General features: G+C 72.2%; 15 protein-coding genes and 1 pseudogene. 12 read left to right on the top strand and 4 right to left on the bottom strand.

Annotated elements, in window-relative coordinates:
• Positions 1 to 152 precede the first annotated feature (152 nt).
• From BRM1_RS09480 to BRM1_RS09445, 8 genes and pseudogenes are all read left to right on the top strand, one after another.
• Positions 153 to 1,210 (top strand): annotated as a pseudogene (locus BRM1_RS09480) (IS3 family transposase); the annotation flags it as partial.
• A gap of 63 nt (positions 1,211 to 1,273) precedes the next feature.
• A protein-coding gene (locus BRM1_RS09475; protein WP_442864227.1) for an IS3 family transposase occupies positions 1,274 to 2,520 on the top strand; the annotation gives its coding sequence in 2 pieces (ribosomal slippage) (positions 1,274 to 1,589 and positions 1,589 to 2,520; 1,248 coding nt in all).
• Positions 2,521 to 2,681: 161 nt separating this feature from the next.
• Positions 2,682 to 3,644: a helix-turn-helix domain-containing protein gene (locus tag BRM1_RS09470; RefSeq protein ID WP_268525463.1), complete on the top strand. Its 963-nt coding sequence runs from the start codon at positions 2,682 to 2,684 to the stop codon at positions 3,642 to 3,644.
• Between the two features lie 93 nt (positions 3,645 to 3,737).
• Entirely contained in the window at positions 3,738 to 4,979 is a 1,242-nt protein-coding gene (locus BRM1_RS09465) for a pirin family protein (protein ID WP_268525462.1), read from the top strand.
• Positions 4,961 to 5,353 carry a GNAT family N-acetyltransferase gene (locus tag BRM1_RS09460; RefSeq protein WP_268525460.1) on the top strand — a complete coding sequence of 131 codons (393 nt, stop codon included), beginning with the start codon at positions 4,961 to 4,963 and terminating at the stop codon, positions 5,351 to 5,353. The genes BRM1_RS09465 and BRM1_RS09460 overlap by 19 nt, the downstream gene beginning before the upstream one ends.
• Complete coding sequence (locus BRM1_RS09455) at positions 5,350 to 5,805, top strand: carboxymuconolactone decarboxylase family protein (RefSeq protein WP_268525458.1); 456 nt, start codon at positions 5,350 to 5,352, stop codon at positions 5,803 to 5,805. Before BRM1_RS09460 ends, BRM1_RS09455 begins: the two co-directional genes overlap by 4 nt.
• A gap of 10 nt (positions 5,806 to 5,815) precedes the next feature.
• Positions 5,816 to 6,613 carry an alpha/beta fold hydrolase gene (locus BRM1_RS09450; RefSeq protein WP_160952752.1) on the top strand — a complete coding sequence of 266 codons (798 nt, stop codon included), beginning with the start codon at positions 5,816 to 5,818 and terminating at the stop codon, positions 6,611 to 6,613.
• Between the two features lie 45 nt (positions 6,614 to 6,658).
• Entirely contained in the window at positions 6,659 to 7,513 is an 855-nt protein-coding gene (locus BRM1_RS09445; protein WP_442864226.1) for an ABC transporter ATP-binding protein, read from the top strand.
• A 33-nt stretch (positions 7,514 to 7,546) separates the two neighbouring features.
• Here the strand turns inward: BRM1_RS09445 and BRM1_RS09440 are convergent, their stop codons facing one another.
• Positions 7,547 to 7,972 (bottom strand): Lrp/AsnC family transcriptional regulator, encoded by a 426-nt coding sequence (locus BRM1_RS09440; RefSeq protein WP_160952753.1) that lies wholly within the window; start codon positions 7,970 to 7,972, stop codon positions 7,547 to 7,549.
• 137 nt (positions 7,973 to 8,109) lie between these two features.
• On the opposite strand from BRM1_RS09440, the gene BRM1_RS09435 reads away from it, so the two are divergent.
• Positions 8,110 to 8,931 carry an arginase family protein gene (locus BRM1_RS09435; protein WP_268525455.1) on the top strand — a complete coding sequence of 274 codons (822 nt, stop codon included), beginning with the start codon at positions 8,110 to 8,112 and terminating at the stop codon, positions 8,929 to 8,931.
• 131 nt (positions 8,932 to 9,062) lie between these two features.
• On the opposite strand, the gene BRM1_RS09430 is transcribed toward BRM1_RS09435, so the two are convergent.
• From BRM1_RS09430 to BRM1_RS09420, 3 genes are all read right to left on the bottom strand, one after another.
• A complete protein-coding gene (locus tag BRM1_RS09430) occupies positions 9,063 to 11,750 on the bottom strand; it encodes an excinuclease ABC subunit UvrA (RefSeq protein WP_268525453.1) in 2,688 nt (895 codons plus the stop codon).
• Between the two features lie 100 nt (positions 11,751 to 11,850).
• A complete protein-coding gene (locus BRM1_RS09425) occupies positions 11,851 to 13,233 on the bottom strand; it encodes a DASS family sodium-coupled anion symporter (protein ID WP_268529798.1) in 1,383 nt (460 codons plus the stop codon).
• A gap of 487 nt (positions 13,234 to 13,720) precedes the next feature.
• The gene (locus tag BRM1_RS09420; protein WP_268525451.1) at positions 13,721 to 14,242 is read right to left on the bottom strand and encodes a mycothiol transferase; all 522 of its coding nucleotides are present in this window, start codon (positions 14,240 to 14,242) and stop codon (positions 13,721 to 13,723) included.
• Between the two features lie 257 nt (positions 14,243 to 14,499).
• Here BRM1_RS09420 and BRM1_RS09415 point away from each other — a divergent pair, with 257 nt between their 5' ends.
• From BRM1_RS09415 to BRM1_RS09405, 3 genes are all read left to right on the top strand, one after another.
• Entirely contained in the window at positions 14,500 to 14,907 is a 408-nt protein-coding gene (locus tag BRM1_RS09415) for a hypothetical protein (protein WP_160952757.1), read from the top strand.
• Positions 14,908 to 14,914: 7 nt separating this feature from the next.
• The gene (locus BRM1_RS09410; protein WP_268525447.1) at positions 14,915 to 15,688 is read left to right on the top strand and encodes a class I SAM-dependent methyltransferase; all 774 of its coding nucleotides are present in this window, start codon (positions 14,915 to 14,917) and stop codon (positions 15,686 to 15,688) included.
• Positions 15,689 to 15,821: 133 nt separating this feature from the next.
• A complete protein-coding gene (locus tag BRM1_RS09405; protein ID WP_268525445.1) occupies positions 15,822 to 16,751 on the top strand; it encodes an NADP-dependent oxidoreductase in 930 nt (309 codons plus the stop codon).
• The last annotated feature ends 3 nt before the right edge of the window (positions 16,752 to 16,754 follow it).

Below are 16,754 nucleotides of genomic sequence, written 5' to 3'. Positions count from 1 at the left end.
GGACTGGTTGTGAAGCCCGCACGCTCGTATGTTCGTATCGCGGCGTCATTGCCGACAATCACGTTCAGTCGCAACTCTGACGCACCGAGCGATCTCGCCCGGTCTGAAGCGCCCCGGGTTTGGTTCCGACTCATCTGAAGGAGAATCGGATCATGCCCAAGAAGTACGACCAGCAGTTGCGTGAGCACGCCGTCAGGATGGTGCTCGACAAGCGCGCCGCCGAAGCATGCTCACAGCGCGTCGCGATGGACGCCGTCGGAGCCTCGCTCGGTATCGCGCCGGCGACCATCCGTAACTGGATGCCCCGTGCCGGCGAACAACTAGCCATGGCGGGCGCGGCAGCGCCGCGTGAGTCGCTCGAGGAAGAGAACCGGCGCCTTCGCCGCGAACTCGCAGAGACACGGCGCGCGAACGAGATCTTGAAGAAAGCATCGGCTTTTTTCGCAGCGGAACTCGACCGCCCCACGACGAGATGATCCGGTTCATCGACGAACACAAGGGTCAGTTCGGGGTCGAGTCCATCTGTCGCGTGCTGGGCGCGACGGAGTGTGGGTTCATCACGTCGCGTGGCTACCGGGCAGCGAAAGCCCGCCCGCGCTGCGCGCGAGCGATCCGTGACGAGGTCCTCATCGACGAGATCCGGCGCGTCCACCAGCAGAATTACGGCGTGTATGGCCACCGCAAGATGTGGCACGCGATGCGCCGCCAGGGCTGGATGATCGGACGCGACCAGACCGCCCGGCTCATGAAAGTCGCTGGGCTGCACGGTGTTCGGCGCGGGCGTCACCCGTTCACGACCGTCGCGTCGAAGCTGCCCGATCACCGCCCGGACCTGGTCGAGCGTGACTTCCACGCGTTGGCGCCGAACGAGCTGTGGGTGGCGGACATCACGTACGTGCGCACCGTCGGTGGGTTCGCGTACACGGCGTTCATCACCGATGCGTGCACAAGGAAGATCGTCGGCTGGTCGGTCGCGTCGTCGCTGACGACGCAGGCGTTGCCGATGATCGCGTTGCAGCAGGCGATCACCACGACCCCGGCGGCGCGTCAGAGCGGACGGCTCGTGCATCACAGCGACCGCGGAGTCCAGTACGTTTCGCTGGCGTACACCGACACGTTGGCCGAGCACGGCGTCGCGCCTTCGGTTGGGACAGTAGGCGATTCGTATGACAACGCCTTGGCTGAGACGGTCAACGGCTTGTACAAGGCGCTTGACCCCTGATCGTGGACACGCTGATTCCAGCACGAGGCTGGGGAAGCGAGAATCCAAGGGATGGCTAGGAAGAATTACACGGACGAGTTCCGCCAGCGGGCGGTGGATTTGTACGAGTCCACCCCTGGCGCGACGTTGAAGGGGATCGCGGCGGATCTGGGGATCTCCCGCGGTGCGCTGAAGGAGTGGGTCGGCAAGCACGGCTCTGGGGCCACGACTGCGGGTATGGGGCCGATGCCCGCGGCGGGGCGGGCGGAGTCGCCGACGGCGAAGATCCTCCGGCTGGAGGTCGAGAACGCGAGGCTGGAAGCGGAGAAGCTGAAGCTCGAGACGGAGCGGGACATTCTCCGCCAGGCGGCGAAGTATTTCGCGGGGGAGACGAACTGGTGAACCGCTTCCAGTTCGTCCAGGACCACAAGGACGCCTACGGCGTGAAGCGGTTGTGTGAGGTCGTCGAGATCGCGAGGTCCTCGTTCTACGCCTGGCTGGACGCCGCACCGCGGCGCGCCGCGAAGGCTGCCGACGACGCGGCCCTCGCGGCGCGGATCCGCGTGTTGCAGGACCCCGCCCAGGGCGGCGACCGCGCTTACGGGGCACCGCGGATCACCGCCGACCTCAACGACGGCGTTCCCGCCGCCGGGCGGGTGAACCATAAGCGGGTCGCCCGGGTGATGCGGGAACACGAGCTCGCCGGGATCCGGCTGCGACGAAGGGTGAAGACCACGATCCCGGACCAGTCCGGGCGGAAGTTCCCTGACCTGATCGAACGGGACTTCAGCATCGGGGAACCGAACCGCAGGTATGTCGGCGACATCACCTACCTCCCCATCGCCGACGGATCGAACCTGTATCTGGCGACCTGCATCGACCTCGGGTCGCGGAAGCTCGCGGGCTGGCAGGTCGCCGACCACATGCGCACCGAACTCGTCGAGGACGCCCTCCGCGCCGCGGCCCGCGACCGCGGATCGCTGGCCGGTGCCGTCTTCCACAGCGACCACGGAAGCGTCTATACGTCGAAGGCCTACGCAACGCTCTGCGAGCAGCTCAAGGTCACCCAGTCCATGGGTGCGATCGGCACGAGCGCCGACAACTCACTCGCGGAGAGCGTCAACGCGACGCTCAAGCGAGAGCTCCTCGAAGGGGCGTCGGCGTTCCCGGACCAGGCCACCGCCTACCGGGCCGTGTTCCGGTGGGCGAACCGCTACAACACCCGCCGGCGCCACTCCGCGATCGGCCAGATCACCCCGAACAACTACGAGAACGCCTACGCGGCGACCACGTCCGCTACCCTCGCGGAAGCGGCATAACCGAACCGACACCGTGTCCACGATCGAGGGTCAAGGCCCGTCACTGGTGCCGACTGTCACCGTGCACGCTATGCGAGCGGCCCGCGCATCGGAAGGCACGGCTAAGGGCGGTATTGCGAGCCCCCCGCTGGGCACGTTGGTGTGCAGTATCGTCGGTGCGCGTGACCGGCAGCCGCTTCCAGGAGTTCCTCGCCACCCGCCGCGCCCGCGTGCGCCCCGAGGACGTGGGCCTGCCCCGCGGGCCTCGCCGGCGGGTGCCCGGGCTGCGCCGCGAAGAAGTCGCGGCGCTGGCCGGAGTCAGCTCGGACTACTACATCCAGATCGAGCGGGGCCGCTCACGGGGGGTCTCGGACGAGGTGCTGGCGGCCATTGCGCACGCCCTGCGGCTGGACCAGGTCGAAACCGCGCACCTGTTCAACCTCGCCCACGCGACCCGGGCGGCCGCGGCTCCGCGCTCGCCCCTGCCCGCCGAGGCGCGCGACGGGCAGCCGCCGCCCGGGCTCCTCGCGCTCGTCGACGCACTCGCGACGCCGGCGCACGTGCAGAACGGGCGCCTCGACCTCCTCCACGCCAACGCCCAGGGCCGAGCGCTCTACGAGGCCGTGTCCGATCAGGACCCGGTGCGCCCGAACTTCGCGCGCTTCGTCTACCTGGACCCCGCTGCACGCAGCTTCTACGGCGACTGGCCGCAGGTGGCCGATGAGGCCGCCGCGATGCTCGAGGCGGAGGTGGGCCGCAGCCAGGCCGCCCGCGCAGACGAGGGCGGGGCCGGTGATGGCAGCGCAGTCGGCAGCGCAGTCGGGAATGAGCCCGGCGACGATGCGGACGCGCCACGCGGGGCCTACGGCAGCCTGGGCGAACTCGTGGGGGAGCTGCTGGCCGGCAGCGTCGAGTTCCGGTGCCGCTGGGGCCAGCGGGATGTCAGCGACCACCGGCGCGGAGCCAAGCGCCTGCTGCACCCGCGGGTGGGCGAGCTGCGCCTGCGCTTCGAGGCGCTCGAGGTGGGCGACCGGCCGGGCATGCGCCTGTTCGGATACACTGCGGACCCAGCTCACCCCGACACGGCCGCACGGCTGGGGCGGCTGGGCCGACCGGCCGACGATCTGCCGTCGCGGTGCGCCTGACCCGCGGGCGGGCCCGGTACGCGGGCACGCAGGGTACGCGGGCACGCGGCGCCGGCCGGGAACGCCGGGTGCTGGGCCCAAGGAGGAATCGCCATGAGCAACGTCGAAGCACACCCGGCGCAGGTCCTGTGCCGCGGCGAGGGCCTGCCCGGCCCCCGCTCGGAATGCGCCGGGGGCGCCGAGGTTGAGCTCATCGAGGCGCGCGAGGTGCCCCTGGGCGGACCGCGGGCCATGACCGTGCGCCGGACGCTGCCGCAGCGGCAGCGCTCCCTCATCGGCGCCTGGTGCTTCTTCGACCACTACGGGCCCGACGACGTAGCGGCCACCGGTGGCATGGACGTAGCGCCCCACCCGCACACCGGCCTGCAGACCGTGAGCTGGCTCTTCGACGGGGCCATCGCCCACATCGACTCCGGGGGCGGCCGCGGCACCGTGCTGCCCGGCGAGATCAACCTCATGACCGCGGGCACCGGCATCTGCCACTCGGAGACCTCCACCCAGGACACGCAGACCCTGCACGGGGTGCAGCTGTGGCTGGCGCTGCCGGACGCGGTGCGCGGCACGCTGGGCCGCGCCTTCGAGCACTTCGAGCCGGAGCCGGTGCCACTGGCCCGCGCCTCCGCGGGCGACTCGGACACTGGCTCGTCTGACGCTGGCGCCTCGGACGGTGGCGCCCCGGGTGCCGGCGACTCGGACCGTGCGGTGGACGGCTCGCCCGCCGGCGAGGCGCTCGTCTTCATCGGCAGCCTGCTGGGCCGCACCTCGCCCATCAGCGTCTACAGCCCCCTCGTGGGCGCGCAGCTGCGCCTGGAGCCGGGCGCCGTGGTGGACCTGGCCGTCGATCCCTCCTTCGAGCACGGCCTGCTGCTGGATTCCGGTGCCGTCGCGCTCGAGGGCGTCGAGATCCCCCGTGCGGGGCTGGCCTACACCGGCGTGGGCAGTCAGTCGCTGCGCATCGCCAACCTCGGCGAGGAGCCCGCGCTTCTCGTGCTCATCGGCGGGCAGCCGTTCGGCGAGGAGATCGTCATGTGGTGGAATTTCGTGGGCCGCGACTCGCAGGAGATCGCCCGCTACCGGGCGGAGTGGGAGGCCCACGGCGAGCGGTTCGGGGAGGTCGACGGCTACGTCGGGCACCTCGGGCCCGGCCGGAGCAAGGACGGCCTGGCGCGCCTGCCCGCCCCCGCCCTGCCCGATGTCGAGCTGCGTCCCCGCCGCAATCCGCCGCCCAGCGCCCAGCGCCCAGCGCTCCCGGACCCAGCCGCTCACCCCCGCTCCCGGTGGAGCCGCCGCGGAGACAGTCCCGAATGGAGATTCCCATGGCCGATGACCAGCTGACCGACAAGAACGGCGCCCCCGTGAGCGTTGCCGTCGATCAGGCCAACAGCGCCTACGCGATCATGCTCGACGACGGCACCGTCGCCGGGCGCACGGTCTTCATGGCCGCGCCCGAGGCGCCCGGCGAGTGGATCTTCTACCACACCGAGGTCTCGGAGGAGTTCGGCGGCCGCGCCCTGGCCACGGTGCTCATCGCCGCGGCCATGGCCGACGTGCGCGCGCAGGGCATCACCGTCGTGCCGATCTGCCCCATGGTCCGTGCGTGGCTGCAGAAGAACGCCGAGGAGTACGAGGCCGCGGGCGGGCGCGTCCGCAAGGCGACGGGCAAGGACATGGAGGCCGTCGAGGACGCGGTGCAGGGCGGGCAGGCGTGAAGCGGCCCTACATCGACAAGGCTGCGCCGCAGGTCCAGAAGGCCATGGAGAAGGCGGCCGTCGCCGCGCGGGAGGCCTCGCACGCCGCCGGCCTGGAGGACTCCACGATCGAGCTGGTCAACGTGCGCGTCTCGCAGCTCAACGGCTGCCCCACCTGCCTGAGCATCCATGTCCCGCAGGCCCGCGCCGCAGGCGTGAGCCAGCGCCAACTTGACCTGCTGCCCTCGTGGCCCGAGGCGCGCGGGGTCTACACGGACGTCGAGCGCGCGGCCCTGCTGCTGGCCGAATCGCTCACGGTCATCGACCAGTCCGCGGACCGCAATGCGCTGGTGGAGCGGGCCGCCCAGGCGCTCACCGCCGACCAGATCGCCGCCGTCGAATGGACGGCGGTGCTCATCAACGCGTTCAACCGCATCTCGATCGCCAGCGGCCACCCGCCGCGGCCGGAGTAGGAGCGTGCCGGTGACCACCGTGGGGGCTGCCGACGGCTTCGCGCTGGCCGTGCAGACCGGCGGCCCGCCCGTTGCGCCGCCGCTGCTCCTGCTGCCCGGGCAGGCGAACTCCCACCGCTGGTGGGACGGCCTGCGCGAGGTGTTCGAGCCGGTCTTTCGGACGATCACCTTCGACTACCGGGGCACCGGTGACAGCCGCGGTGAGGTGGGGGAGTGGGGCACGTCCCTCTTCGCCGCCGATGCCGCCGCCGTGCTCGTCCACCTGGGCTATGACGAGGCCTGCGTATTCGGCACCTCGATGGGCGGTCGGGTGGCGCAGAAGCTCGCCATCGAACACCCGCAGCGCGTATCGGCGCTGGCCATCGGGTGCAGTGCGCCCGGCGGCGAGCACGCCGTCGCGCGCGATCCGGCAGTGACGCGGGCGATGGGCCACGGCGACGTGCGCCAGCGGCTGCGCTTCCTCTTCGAGCTGTTCTACACCCCCGCGTGGCCGCATCCCCTGGAGGAGAGCACGCTGCTGGGTGATCCCAGCATGACGCGCGCGGAGAAGACCGCGCACCGCCGCGGCAGCCTGGCCCACGACGCGTGGGGCGAACTGCCCCGCATCGCCGCGTCCACCCTCGTCATCCACGGTGAGGACGACGTGATGACGCCCGCGGCCAATGCGCGCCTGCTGGCTGAGCGCATCCCCGGCGCGCGACTCGAGCTGTTCCCCGGCCGCCACGGGTTCTTCTCCGAATACGCAGACGAGGTGCTGCCGCGGGTGCGCGAGTTCCTGGCCACGACGGGTGTTGACGGTGGCCCCTGACTCGGCCCGCCGCCCCCCGACCGCCCGAATCCAGAGGATTGCCCCGTGAGTGAAACCGCCCCCGGTATGTCAATGCCCGCCGCCGCCTCGGCGACACCGGCCCCCGCCTCGGCAGCGGAGCCCGTGATCCGCCTGGACCGGGTGACGCTGCGGCGCGGGCAGACGCAGATCCTGCACGGGGTCGACCTCACGGTGCACGCGGGGCAGCGGTGGGCACTGCTGGGTCCCAACGGCGCCGGCAAGACCACAATGCTGGGGTTCTGCGGGGCGCAGACCCACCCCACGAGCGGGACCGTGGACGTGCTGGGCCACCGGATCGGGCGAGTGGACATGCAGGCGCTGCGGCGCGAGATCGGCCACGTCAATCCGCGCCACCCGCTGCGCTCGCCGCTGACCGTCACGCAGGTGGTGCTCACCGGATTGACGGGCACGATCGAGATGCCCATGCGCTGGGAGCCCACGGCGCAGGACACGCAACGGGCCCGCGCAGCCCTTGAGCGGATCGGCCTGTCCGAGCGCCGGGACGCGCCCTGGACCACCCTGTCCCAGGGTGAGCGCGGGCGCGCCCTCATCGCCCGCGCCCTCGTCATCGAGCCGGCGCTGCTGCTCCTCGACGAGCCCACCACCGGTCTGGACGTCGCGGCGCGCGAGCAGTTCCTCGAGACGATCAATGGGCTGGACCCCGGTCCCGCGCTCACCACGGTCCTCGTCACGCACCACCTCGAGGAGCTGCCGGAGACCACGACGCATGCCATGGTCATCGCCCACGGTCGCGCGGTCGCGGCGGGGCCGGTGGACGAGGTCCTGACCACGGAGACGATCAGCGCGGCCTTCGAGCATCCCATCGAGGTCTCGAAGGCCCACGGCCGGTGGGCCGCGCGCGCCCGGCGGGGCCGCTGAGCGCATACGTGGGCAGGCGCCGGGCGCGCGGTGCTATCCCGTCAGCGAGTTGAAGAGCAGACTCGTGCGGGTGTCGACCACCCCCGGGACGGCGCGGATGCGCTCGAGGACCGTGTCGAACTCGGAGAGGCTGATCGCGCGCAGATGCACGACCAGGTCCCATTCGCCGATCGTCGAATGGAGCTGCTCGACCTCCGGGTAGCCGCGGATGGCCCGCACGGCGTCGCGGCCGCGGTTCGGGGCGATCGAGACCATGGCGACGCCGCGGATCGCATCGCGGTCCACATCATTGGCGAGGCGGATGGTGAAGGCCTCGATGACCCCCTCGGCCACCAGCTTCTCGATGCGGCCCGTCACGGTCGAGCGATTCACCCCGACCTGCCGCGCGAGTTCGGCGATGGGGGTTCGGCTGTCCGCGCGCAGCAGCGAGATTACCCGGCGGTCCACGTCGTCCAACATGGCACATAGCCTATTCCAGGACCGCAGAATGCCTGTTTCCTAGGCGGAATATGGTCCATTCGGCGATTGAACGACCACATTGCCGAGTCATAGCGTGGCGGGTGTCAGCGAACGCCTCCCGGAAGAAGAGACCGCACATGCCCACTCCGCCCGCTCCCGGCCTCACCCACTTCGCCGCTCGCGCAGGCGACCACAACGACCGTGCGATGGCGGCCTCACCCCGCCTGGCGCAGGCCCTCGCCGGGCTCCTCGGCCAGCCCCCGACGGTCATCGGCGCCCCGGAGCCGGCCCTCGCCGCGGACTGGGACGTCGAGCTCACCGCCGCGCGCCCCGCGCTCCAGGCGATGCGCGCGCACTACGACGACGTGCTCGGCCGCGGCCTCACGCCCGTCACGGCGCTGAGCCGGTGCGCGGTCGCGCTCGCCACCCTCCCGGCCGTCGCGCAGCACCGCCCGGATGCCGTGGTGATCTGGTTCGATGCCCACGCGGACCTCAACACACCGGCCACGACCCCCACGGGCTACCTGGGCGGGCTGGCGCTGTCCGGCTCGCTCGGCTGGTGGAACTCCGGGCTCGGGGCCGGCCTTGCCCCCGATCGCACCGTCCTTGCGGGCGTCCGCGACATCGACGAGCCGGAGGCCGAGCTCATGCGCTCACACGATGTGGCGCTCGTGGCACTCGGACCGGACTTCGCACGGCGGCTGGGAGAGGCCGTCGCCGGGCGGCCGGTGTACATCCACATCGACTGCGATGTGCTCGATCCCGACACGGTGCCCACGGACTACCGGGTGCCGAACGGCCTGAGCCTCGGCGACCTCCGTGCCGCGGCAGCCGTGCTCGCCGGCAGTGAGATCGTCGGACTCGAGATCGGCGAGCTGGAGACCCAGACGCCGGCGGAGGACCTCGACCCCCTCCTCCAGGCCCTCGCGCCCGTCCTCACGGCACTCGTGCAGAGCTGAGGTCCGCGCTGCGAGAGCTGCGATCACTGCGGCGTCTGTGCGGCCGGGGCCCAGAGGGCTCCTGCCCCGCGCCCCCAGCGCTGCACACGCCCGCGCCTGCTCACGCCCGCCCTGCTCATTCCCCCGCCTGCTCATGCGCGGCCCGAGCTCGCTGCGTCCTCGTCGTCTGCCAGCTGCTGGGCCAGGTAGCGCCCCGTCACGCTGTCGGGGTCCGCGGCGACCTGGCGCGGCGTCCCGGTGGCGATGATGCGCCCGCCCTCGGTGCCGCCGCCGGGGCCCATGTCGACGATGTGGTCCGCGTTGGCGATCATGTCGAGGTCGTGCTCGATGACGAGGACGGTGCCGCCCTGGTCGAGCAGCCGCTGGAGCACTCCGATGAGCGTGCGCACGTCCAGCGGGTGCAGGCCCACGGTGGGCTCGTCGAAGACGAAGAGCGTCCCCCGCTGCCCGCGCTGGAGCTCGGAGACGAGCTTGAGGCGCTGGGCCTCGCCCCCGGAGAGCTCGGGTGTCGCCTCGGCGAGGGTGAGGTAGCCCAGGCCCACATCGCGCAGCCCCTCCAGGCGCGTGCGGACCGGCGCGAGGTCGCCCACCCGGTCCAGCGCCTCGGCGGCGGTGAGCGCGAGCAGCTCCGGCAGCGCCAGCGCGGGCCCGCCATCCGCGCTGGGGCGGCGGTAGTCGAGCGCCTGCGGGGCGTAGCGGCCGCCCTCGCATTCGGGGCAGGCGATGTCCACGTCCGGCAGGAACTGCACGTCCAGGGTGACCTGGCCCGTCCCCTCGCAGCGCGGGCAGCGCAGCGCACCCGTGTTGTAGGAGAACGACCCGGCGTCCAGGCCAGCCTGCTGCGCCGCGGGCAGGCGGGCGTATGCACGGCGCAGCTCGTCCATGATCCCCGTGTAGGTGGCGACGGTGGAGCGCACGTTGATGCCGATGGGCGCCGCGTCGACGACGTTGACGCGGGTGATGCCGCCCGGCTCCACCGCCCTCACGTGCGCGGGCAAGGTGGGACCGGAATCGCCGCCGGCCGCGGAGCCGCCTGTGGACCCGCCCCCGCCGCCCCCGCTGCCGCCACTGGTGGCTCCCCCGGTGCTGGCCTCCGTGCGGGCGCGCAGGGCGGGGATGAGGCTGTCGAGCACGAGCGTCGTCTTGCCCGAGCCGGAGACGCCCGTGACCGCCGTCATCCGGCCGACGGGGAAGGCGGCCTCGAGTTCGTGCACCGTGTGGATGGGGGCGGTGTTCAGCCGGATGGTGCCGTGGTCGAACGTCTGCGCCGCGGGGGCGGGCGTGCGCGCGCTCACCCGCTCGCTGCCGGTGAGGAACCCGCCGATGAGCGAGGCGGGATCGGCGCCCAGCTGCGCCACGGTGCCGGTGGCCACGACCCGGCCGCCGGCAGCGCCCGAGCCCGGGCCGATCTCGATGAGGTGGTCGGCCTGCCGCAGCACGAGCGGCTCATGGTCGACGAGGACCACCGAGTTGCCGTCGGCCAGCAGGTCCTCGACGACGCCCAGCAGCCCGGTGACGTTGGACGGGTGCAGCCCGATCGACGGCTCGTCGAGGACGTAGAGCACCCCGGTGGTCTCGTTGCGCACCGCGCGGGCCAGCTGCACGCGCTGCCGCTCGCCGGTCGACAGGGTCGCCGAGGCCCGGTCGAGGCCGAGGTAGCCCAGGCCCAGCTCCACGAGCCGACGGGCCATGCCGCGCAGCGCGTCGCTGAGGCTGCGGGCCATGGGCAGCATGTCCTCCGGCAGCGTGGCGGGCACGGTGTCCGTCCAGGCGAGCAGCTGATCGAGGGTCTTCGCGGTGACCGCCGCGAGGTTCTCATCCCCGATCTCCGGGCCGCGGGCGCGCTCGCTCAGGCGGCTGCCGCCGCAGGCGGGGCACGGTGAGACGGTGAGGAAGCGGCTCACGCGCCGCAGCCGCTTCTCATCCCCGGCGCGCTTGAGCTCCTCGAGCACGGTCAGCCGGGCGTTGCGGAAGGTGAAGTTGAGGTCGTGGACCCCGTTCTTCGTGGTGACGGTGATGTGCTTCTTCTCCTCGGGCCCGTCGAGCACGATCTGCCGCTCCGCGTCGCTCAGCTCGTCCCACGGCACGTCCGTGCGGACGCCGAATTCCCGGGCGATCTGCGGCTGGACGCGGAAGCCGAACATCTGCCAGGGGATGACCGCGCCCTCGTCGAGGCTCAGGTGCGGATCGCGGATGAGCGAGGCGTCGTCGACCGTGCGCACCACCCCGGTGCCCTCGCACTCGGGGCAGGCCCCCTCGGAGTTGAAGGCGAGCTCCTCCGCGCCGGGCGGGTGGACCTGGGCCCCGCAGATCGGGCAGGAGAACGGCACTTCCTCGGCCACCCGCAGGGTGGGCTCCTGCCGATGGCCGTGGGGGCACAGGTGGCCGGCCAGGCGGGAGAACATGAGCCGCAGGACGTTGAGCAGCTCCGTGGACGTGCCGAACGTGGAGCGGACACCGGGCACGCCGGGCCGCTGGCGCAGGGCCAGCGCGGCCGGCACGTGGCTTACGCGGTTCACGTCTGCGCGGGCGGCCTGGCCCATCCGGCGGCGCGTGTAGGTGGACAGCGCCTCGATGTAGCGCCGGGAGCCCTCCGCATAGAGCACGCCCATGGCCAGGGAGGACTTCCCGGACCCGGACACCCCGGCGATCCCCACGAGCTTGCCCAGCGGCACGTCGACGTCGATGTCGCGCAGGTTGTGCACGCGTGCCCCGCGCACCTCGATGATGCCGGTGAAGGCCCGTTCGGCCCGCTGTGCCGCCGAGGTGCGGGCCGGCTTACCGCGTTCGTCTGGTTCCGGGTTCGCTGCGTCCGCCATGACCCGATTCTTCCACCACCGGCGTGGGCCCGCGACGGCCGTGTGGGGTCGCGGGGGGCCTTGCGGCGGCACCGCCGGGAGCGTGCTCAGCCTGCCGTGCTCACCCCATGAAGCCGGTGAGCGCCATCCAGGGGATCGCAACGGCGAAGAACACGATGAGCATGATGATGCCCGCGATCGCGCCCACGCGGAACCACTCGCCGGCCTTGACGTAGCCGGAGCCGAACACCACGCCGGCGGGGCCGGAGGCGTAGTGGGTGAGGCCGCCGAACAGGTTCGAGGCGAAGCCCAGGCTCAGCGCAGCGAACAGCGCTGGGGCGCCCGCGGTGATCGCCGCCCCCAGGAACACCGCGTACATCGCGACGATCTGGGCGGTGTTCGAGGCGAAGAAGTAGTGGGCGAAGAAGTAGACGAGCACGAGGATCGCAAACGCCGGCACCCAGCTCAGACCGCCCACCGCGTGCGCCACCGAGTCGCCGATCCAGCCGATGACGCCCAGGGCGTTGAGCTGGTCGGCCATGCCCACGAGCACGGCGAAGAAGATGAGGGTGGACCACGCCGAGGCGTTCTTCGCCAGGTCCTTCCAGGTCAGCACCCGGGTGACGAGCAGGATCGCGATGCCGGCGAAGGCGGCCGCCGTCGCGTTGACGTGCAGCTGGGTGCCCAGGCACCACAGGACGAGCAGGAGGACGAACGTGCCCGCCATCGTCCACTCGCCGGAACTCAGCCGGCCCATGCGCGCAAGCTCGGCCCGCGCCTCGGCGGGAGCGCCCGGCGTGCTCTTCTCCGTGGGCGGGTAGATCTTCGACATCACCCACGGCATGAGCAGCAGGGTGACGAGCCCGGGCACCAGCGCGGCGATCGCCCAGCCGCCCCAGGTGATCTCGACTCCCTGCTGGGCCGCCGCGGCCTGCGCGATGGGGTTGCCCGCCATGGCCGTGAGGAACATGGCCGCCGTGACGGCGTTGACCTGCACCTCGGTCATGCCCAAATACGAGCCCAGCTTGCGGCGCGAGGCATCGGTGTCCGGGGTGGAGCCGTGGACCTCGGCCAGCGAGCGGATGATCGGGTAGATGACGCCGCCGGCGCGGGCGGTGTTCGACGGCGTGGCCGGGGCCAGGATGAGGTCCGTGATCGTGAGCCCGTAGGACAGGCCCAGGCTGGACTTGCCCAGCCAGGAGACGAACACGAGCGCGATGCGCCGGCCCAGTCCGGTGATGAGGAAGCCGTCGGCGATGAAGAACGCCGCGACGATGAGCCACACCGCGGAGTTGCCGAAGCCGGACAGCGCCTCGTCCTTGGCGTTCATGGCCCCCGTGAGCATGGCGGCCGCCAGTCCGATGAGGCCGACGGACGCGGTGGGCAGCGGCTGGAGGATGAGGCCCAGGATCGTGGCGACGAAGATCGCGAGCATGTGCATGCCGCGCTCGTCGACTCCCGCGGGCGGCGGGATGAAGTAGATGGCCAGCGCAGCGGCGGCCATGATCGCGAACTTGACGATGAGCCCGCGCGTCTGCCGGCGGGCGGCCGCCCGCTCGTCCGGCTGGGCGGGGCCCTGCGCCGCGGGCTGCGAGCCCGGCTGCGCGGTGGGCTGTGAGGTGGGATCGGCCACGGCCGTGTCCTCCGAGTCTGCTGTCTCAGTCCGCCGGGTGAATGGGGGGTGCCGCACCGCGGCTGCGAAGGTGCGGCCGGGCGGGGCGGCGGCGCCGTCGAGGGGCGCGGTGGCCAGCGCGCGCGGCGGGGGCTGCGCGCTGCCGCGCTGAACTCTAGGCGCGCGATCTCCCGCGCGATACCCCCGCACGGGTGACATGAGACGCAGCGTCTTACCGGCACTGGAGCGATGCCGGACAGCGGGCGGGGTGCTGCGGGCCCGCGGTCCGGATCGTGCGGCTCGGGATCGGGGTGCAGCCGGCAGCGGGGGCTCAGTGCTGCCGGCGCACGGCCCGGGGACGGCGGGCGCCTGCGCGGTCTCAGGCCTCACCGGTGTCGCCGCGGTTGGCCGCCCGCAGCTCGCAGGCGATGTCGAGGTGGCCCGCGTGGCGCGCGTACTCCTGGAGGACGTGGAGCATGATCCAGTGCAGCTGCGCCACGCTGTCCGCATCCGCGAAGCGGCCGCCGGGGGCCGCCCACTCGTCGAGCGCGTGGGCCCGCACGATCGCGCGGGAGTCGGCCCCGGCCGCGTGCAGCGCTGCCAGGAGGTCGTCGATGTCCTGATCCGGATTGACCATGGGGCCTGAGCGCACGCCGCCCTCGCGGTCGCCGAACGGATCGTCGATCTGCTCGGCGAGGAACGCCCAGCGGAACCAGCGCCGCTCCATGTGCGCAAGGTGGTTGACGAGGCCCGCGGGGGTCCACCCCGAGGGCAGCTGGGAGGCGTAGAGCTCGGAGGGCTGCAGCCCGCGCACCTTCTCCTCGACCGTCCGGCGGTAGAACTCGAAGTAGTCGAGGAGGAGTTCGCGCACGTCCTGGCTGTTTCCCGGTTCCGCGGTCATGGGGCCAGCCTCTCACGCGCGGACCCCGCATCCGGGTCTCGTGGGCCCGGGACTTGTGGGCCCCGGGCCCGCTTGGCCCGGGCGTGCCCGGGGTTGTGCACCCGGGTCTGCCCGGGTCCGGCGCGGGCCCGCGCCGGGGTCCCGGCCACGCGGCACAGGCCGGGCGGTTAGGGTGCGGGGTGCGGCGGACCCATCCGGGCAGCCGCCGCGGGCGGCCGCTGCCGCGCACACCCCACTCCACCCGAAGGGCACCCTCCATGGCATTCTCTCCGTCCACGGCGATCCTGCGCGCCATCCCCGGCGCCTCCATCCTCAATTCCGGGGTGGAGAAGTTCGCGCTCGAAGACGGCAGCGCGGCGTTCCTCCAGCAGATGGCCGCGAAGGGCTTCCCTGCGCTCGCGAAGCTCGAGCCCGCGCAGTTCGGCAAGCTGCTCGCCGCCGCCGAGGTGGCCGTCGGCGCAGCGCTGCTGGCCCCCTTCGTGCCCACGAAGCTCGCCGGGCTCGGGCTGGCGGCGTTCTCCGGCGGCATGCTCACGATGTACTTCCGCACCGAGGAATTCACGAAGGACGACGGCCTGCGCCCGGCCGGGGACGGCGTGGCCGTCTCGCACAATGTGTGGCTGGCCGCGATCGCGCTCGCCCTGCTCCTCAAGCGGGGGAAGTAGGCGGAAGGTGGCGGACCACCGCGAGGGCGCGCACCACGACGCCCACCCAGGCACCCACCCGGATGCGCACTACGCCGACGAGCGGCTGGCGCGGGTCTACGACGCCTTCGAGGGGCCCCGCGATGATCTGGACCTCTACATGTCGATCGCGCAGGCGGTGGGGGCCACCTCCGTCCTGGACGTGGGCTGCGGCACGGGTGCTTTCGCGCTGTTCGCCCAGCGGGCGGGCATGGCCGCGGCCGGTATCGATCCCGCCCAGGCCATGCTCGACGTCGCCCGCCACAAGCCCGGTGGCGAGTTCGTCGACTGGTTCTGCGCCGATTCCCTCCATCCGCCGCCGGTGAGCGCGGATTTCGCGACGATGACGGGCAACGTCGCACAGGTGTTCCTCACCGATGACGCGTGGGCGGCCACGCTCAATGCCCTCGCCCAGCGCCTCGTGCCCGGTGGCCACCTGGTCTTCGAAACCCGCAGGCCCGAGGCGCGGGCGTGGGAAGCGTGGGCGCGGGCGGAGCCGGTCGAACACCATGTGCCCGGGATCGGCCGGGTGCGGGAGACGCGGACCGACGTCGTCGCGCACCCGCCCCTCGTCTCGTTCGCCCAGGTCTACGCGTTCCCCCACGGCGAGGAGCTGCGCTCGGAGTCGACACTGCGCTTCCGCGGCCGGGATGAGAACCGGGCGGCACTGGGCGCCGCCGGATTCGATGTGCTCGAGATCCGCGATGCCCCCGACCGGCCCGGCGCCGAGGACGTCTACGTCTGCCAGAAGGTCATCCGCTGAGCGGTTGTGGGCCGGCAGACACGCGGCCCGCGGAATGGGCGGCGCCCGCGCCCGGTTGACGCAGCGGGCCGCGGACGTGCGGTCACCGCGACCGCCGGCGCACTCGCACCGGCGGGGGAGAGGAGCAGCCACGATGCGCGCAGCGTTCTACGAGAAGCCGGCCAAGGACAATTCGACCCTGCGAACCGGGCAGCGCCCCTCCCCGACGGTGGGGCCGGGCACCGTGCTCATCGAGGTGCGGGCCGCAGGGGTGAACCCGGTGGACTGGAAGGTCATGGCCGGTGGCCTGGAAGGGCTCATGGACACGCGCCTGCCGGCCATCCCCGGCTGGGATGTCACCGGTGTCGTCGTGGAGACCGGACCCGATACACCGGAGTTCGCCCCCGGTGACGAGGTCATGGCGTATGCGCGGAAGGAGACCGTCCACGGCGGGACGTTCGCGCAGTACGTCGCCGTGCCCGTCGAGGCGGTTGCGGCGAAGCCGGCCGCGCTGTCGTGGGAGGGGGCAGGCGGTCTGCCGCTCGCTGGGCTCACCGCCCTGCGAGTGCTGCGGTTGACCGGTGTTTACCCCCAGGGGGCCGGGAGGACCGTTCTCGTCCACGCCGCGGCGGGCGGGGTGGGCAGCATGGCCGTGCAGCTGGCGAGGGCCGCGGGCGCCCGGGTCATCGGCACGGCCTCGGTGCGCAGCTTCGACTACCTGCGCGGGCTCGGAGCCGAGCCCGTGGAGTACGGCGAGGGCCTGAGTGAACGTGTTCAGGCGCTGGCGCCGGAGGGTGTCGACGCGGTCGTGGACTTCGTGGGCGGCGTCGAGGACGTCACCCTGGCGGTGCTGCGCGAGGGCGGTGCGCACGCCTCGGTCGCGGATCCGAGTGTGCTCGCCCACGGGGGCCAGTTCGTGTGGGTGCGCCCGTCCGGTGCCGAGCTCGAGGTGCTCAGCGAGCATGTCTCCGCTGGTGAGCTGACCGTCAACGTTGCGGAGACGTTTGGATTGGACGAGGTGGGCGCCGCATTCGATGCCAGCCGCTCCGGTACGACGCGGGGCAAGCTCGTCATCGTGCCCTGAGGG

The organism is Brevibacterium sp. BRM-1, from assembly GCF_026802075.1.
Classification (GTDB): Bacteria; Actinomycetota; Actinomycetes; order Actinomycetales; family Brevibacteriaceae; genus Brevibacterium; species Brevibacterium rongguiense.
This window is presented reverse-complemented; position numbering and strand designations above follow the sequence as displayed.